This window comes from Leisingera sp. F5 (genome assembly GCF_001593695.1).
Genome location: NZ_LUKH01000186.1, coordinates 1 through 4,099, shown reverse-complemented (window position 1 = coordinate 4,099; position 4,099 = coordinate 1). Strand labels below are relative to the sequence as shown.

The window sequence follows — 4,099 nt, the reverse complement described above, 5'->3', positions numbered from 1 at the left end:
TGATGACCTGCGGCGGCGGCAATGCGGCAACCGACATGATGCTGCACCTGATCGAGGAGCGCCACGGCAAGCAGCTGGCGATCATCGTCGCCGACATGTGCCTGCATGTGCGCTCAGGCGGCCAGGCCGCGCCGCAGAAATCGAACTATGCGGTGGCCATCGGCAGCCGCAACCAGCGCCTGCTGAACGCGCTGCAGCTGATGCAGGAATCGATCGAGGAGCCGCTGTCGATTGGCGAACTTTGCGACCGGCTCGACATTTCCCGCCGCCAGCTGGAGCGGCTGTTCTCGCGCTACCTGAACCAAAGCCCGATGCACGTCTATTTCGACATGCGCCTCAGTCACGCCTTTGCGCTGATGAACGAAACCTCTATGAGCGTCACCGAGATCGCGTTGGCATCGGGCTTCAACTCAGCCACCCATTTCTCGCGCCAGTTCAAACGCAAGTTCGGCGCCAGTCCGCATTTCTTCCGCAAAGGATGGAGCTAACTGCTGCAATTCGACCCGGCGGAAATCGTCTAAGGGAAAGGCGGCGCACCGGCGCGCTGAAGAAACCGAATGAAAGAGGGGCGCCGCGAGGCGCCCCTTCTGTTTTCCGGCAAGCCGCCGGCTACTGCGAATAGGACTGCAGATAGGCGATCACAGCCTCGATATCGCCGTCCTTCTTCAGCCCGGCAAAGGACATCTTGGTCCCCTTCATGTATTTCTTCGGCTTGGCCAGAAAGGCCGCCAGCTCAACCTCGTCCCAAACCAGCCCGTCCTCAGCTGCGGTTTTCATCGCCTTGGAATAGCGGAACCCTTCTGCATGACCGGCGGGGGCGCCGACGATACCGTTCAAAATGGGTCCGGTCTTGGATTTGGCACTGTCCCCGACCTGATGACAGGCCTTGCATTTCTTGAAAGCCCTCTCGCCTTTGGCCACCAGTTCCGGATCCGGAGCCTCAGCGGTTTCAACGGGCTCCGCCGCCGCCTCCTGAACCGGTTCGGCTTCGGCAGACGCTTCGGCGCTTTCCTCCTCCGGCGTCACATCCAGCACCAGGGCACGCATGGTGATCTCAACGCTCGCCTTGCAATTCCCCATGCAAGGTTCCGGGTTCCAGAAATGCTTCTCCGCCTCCAGCCGGTCATCCAGGATGAAACCATCGGCATTCGGCAGTTCGACCGCCTTGAAGGTCTCATCCGACAGCACGAACTCATCATCCACCAGATCGTTGGAATAGAGGATATAGGCCACGATGGCATAAACCTCATCCGGGGTCAGCGACTGCGCATCGCCAAACGGCATCGAGCGGTTCACATAGTCCCAGGTGGTTGACAGATACGGCCAGTAGCTGCCCACGGTCTTCAGCGGATCGTCATGGTCCAGCGTGCCCTGCCCGCCTGCCAGCTTGGGCCAGTTGCCGACGCCCTCGGCAAAATCGCCATGGCAGACGGCGCATTTTTCGGCAAAGGCCTCCTCTCCGGTGAAGACATCGCCCGAGCCTGGGGGCAGGCCAGTGCCGTCGGGGGCCACGTCCAGATCCCACGCTGCGATTTCCTCCGGCAGCGCCGGGCGGCCCAGGCCGAATTTTTCCGCATAGGCCGGTGCCGCAATGGCCGTTGCAATTGCAGCTGCCGCAATAAAATCAGGAAACCTCGACATTTTCCGCCTCCCCGTTTGCCTTGACCCACCAGGTCTGGATGGCGTTGTTGTGATAGATCGAATTCAGCCCCCGCACCGCGCGCAGCTGCGCCTTGGTTGGCTGCACATAGCCAGAGGAATCCCTGGCCCGGCTCTGCAACAGCATCTCCGAGCCGTCCCAATTGACATCCAGGTAAAACCGGCTCAGCGCTCTGTCCGTGCCGGGCGCGGCCAACCGCGCCTCCTGCCAATTCTTGCCGCCATCAACCGACACATCCACCCCGGTGATGGCTCCACGCCCCGACCAGGCCAGCCCGGTGATCACCAGCGGCCCCTTGCCATGCTTGATCGGTGATTGCGGGCTGGGACTGGTGACGACAGATTTCGCATCCATCTCCCAGGTCCATTTACGGCTGACGCCATTCTCCAGCGTATCGGTGTATTTTGAGGTTTCCTCGCGGCTCTCGATCGCTTGATCCGTCACCTCAATCCGGCGCAGCCATTTGATCCACATGTTGCCTTCCCAGCCCGGCACCACCAGCCGCACGGGATAGCCATGTTCCTTGCGCAGCGCCTCGCCATTGGCCTTGAAGGCAACCAGCACGTCGTCCATCGCCTTTTCCAGCGGGATGGAACGCCCGTTCGAGGACGCATCCGCCCCTTCCACATAGACCCACTTGCCCTTGGGGCTCACGCCTGCTTCCTCAAGCAGCGTCCGCAACGAAACGCCGGAATACTCCATGTTGTGGATCATGCCATGTGTGAACTGCGCCCCGTTCAGCTGCGCGCCGGCCCACTCCATGCCCGAATTCGCTGCACACTCGCAGAAATAGACGCGGTTCTCGCGCGGAAAACGCTCCAGATCCGCATACGTGAACACCAGCGTCGTATCGACCAGCCCGTTGATCATCAGCCGGTAGTCTTCCTTGCGCAGCTCGATGGCGCCCGAGTGGTGCCGCTCAAACGCGCAGCCCTGCGGCGTGATGGTGCCATCCAGCGCATGGATCGGCGTAAAGTTGATCGAGCTGATGGTATCCGCCGTCAGCCACTCTACATTGCGGCGCACCACATCGCTCTCGTACTGGATCGGCAAGCCATAAGGCGTGGCATCCACCCCCTCGCCCAATCCGCTCGCCCAGTCCTGAACTTCGGTAATCAGCGGATCCGGTGTTGCGGCCTTGGCAGCACCTGCCGCTACCGCCCCGGCCCCGGCAGCCGCCGCCCCGGTCAGGAACTGGCGGCGCGAGGGCGTCAAGCCTTTAGCGTCATCACTCATTCTTCTTTGCCTCCTTACATAGATAAATTCACGTTCGTGAATTCAACTGTGCAAATTTTTTTTGTCTTAACCCCGCCGGGAGCGGGCGCTGTTTAAGCGCCTGCTACCTGCACGGAGGTATTCGGATTCAATGTCACGGTGCCGAGCTTGCGGATATGATCCTCGACCACATCCCAGATCATCGGCCCTTCGGTGCCCTCGTTCACGCTGGCCCAACCGGCCACCACATAGGATTTCGCCGGATCAATTGCCTCGCCACTCTTCAGCAGGGTCATCTCGCTGATCCGCTCGCTTTGCGGCTTGGTGATGTCGATACGGTAGCCCATGCCGCCAATCCGCACCATGTCGCCGCCCTGCTGGTAATAGGGGTCGGGGTTGAAGATGTTGTCGGCCACATCCTCCAGGATCACCTTGATGAACTCACCGGTCATCTCACTCCGGTACGCCTGCCCATAGGACATCGAGGTCACGTTCCAGATATCCTCGCGGGTGATGTCGTCGCCCGGCACAACCGACGGCCCCCAGCGCACGCCCGGCGACATGGCGATATCCGCCTCCCGCTCGCTCAGCAGTGCATCGCAGATCAGATCATCCCAGGTGCCGTTGAAGTTGCCGCGCCGGTACAGCAGCGTATCGGTCTGACCGATCACCTCCTCCAGCTGCGTCTTGTAGGGCGCGCGTTCGGCCTCGATCAGCTGCGCCACGACCGGATCCGGCGCGATCACATCCGAGAACACCGGGATCAGCTTGTGCCGTAAGCCCATCAGCTGGCCATCGCGCACATCCAGATCAACGCGCGAGACAAACTTGCCGTTGGACCCGGACGCAATGATATGGGTCTTGCCCACCAGCACCGGCTCGGGCAGCGCATCATGGGTGTGGCCCGACAGGATCACGTCGATGCCCTGCACCTTGCCCGCCATCTTCTTGTCGACGTCAAAACCGTTGTGGCTCAGCACCACCACCAGATCAGCGCCCGCCGCGCGGACCTCATCCACCATGGCCTGCATGTTCTCGTCGCGGATACCGAAGGAATACTCCGGGAACATCCAGCCCGGATTGGCAATCGGCATATAGGGGAAGGCCTGGCCGATCACCGCCACCTTGGCGCCGCCGCGTTCAAAGAACTTGTAGGGCTTGAACAGCTCGGCCGGCTCGTCCCATTCGGCGTCAAAAATATTCTGGCCAAGAGCGGCAAACGGC

At 61.3% G+C, this 4,099-nt stretch carries 4 protein-coding genes; 1 reads left to right on the top strand and 3 read right to left on the bottom strand.

The window, feature by feature from the left end; translation table 11 throughout:
* On the top strand, positions 1-488 hold a 488-nt coding region (locus A2I95_RS26945), incomplete at its 5' end, for a GlxA family transcriptional regulator (RefSeq protein WP_291734851.1).
* A gap of 121 nt (positions 489-609) precedes the next feature.
* Here A2I95_RS26945 and A2I95_RS26940 read toward each other — a convergent pair.
* From A2I95_RS26940 to soxB, 3 genes are all read right to left on the bottom strand, one after another.
* Positions 610-1,641, bottom strand: coding sequence for a c-type cytochrome (locus tag A2I95_RS26940; protein ID WP_027259272.1), 1,032 nt, complete (start codon positions 1,639-1,641; stop codon positions 610-612).
* Positions 1,625-2,896 carry a sulfite dehydrogenase gene (soxC, locus tag A2I95_RS26935; RefSeq protein WP_291734848.1) on the bottom strand — a complete coding sequence of 424 codons (1,272 nt, stop codon included), beginning with the start codon at positions 2,894-2,896 and terminating at the stop codon, positions 1,625-1,627. Before soxC ends, A2I95_RS26940 begins: the two co-directional genes overlap by 17 nt.
* 92 nt (positions 2,897-2,988) lie before the next feature.
* Positions 2,989-4,099: thiosulfohydrolase SoxB (gene soxB, locus A2I95_RS26930; protein ID WP_291734847.1), on the bottom strand; the 1,111-nt coding region annotated here is incomplete at its 5' end.

Bases quoted from the DNA above. Each gene is read 5' to 3' on its own strand.
- soxC (WP_291734848.1), bottom strand. From the start codon at position 2,896: ATGAGTGATGACGCTAAAGGCTTGACGCCCTCGCGCCGCCAGTTCCTG.
- A2I95_RS26940 (WP_027259272.1), bottom strand. From the start codon at position 1,641: ATGTCGAGGTTTCCTGATTTTATTGCGGCAGCTGCAATTGCAACGGCC.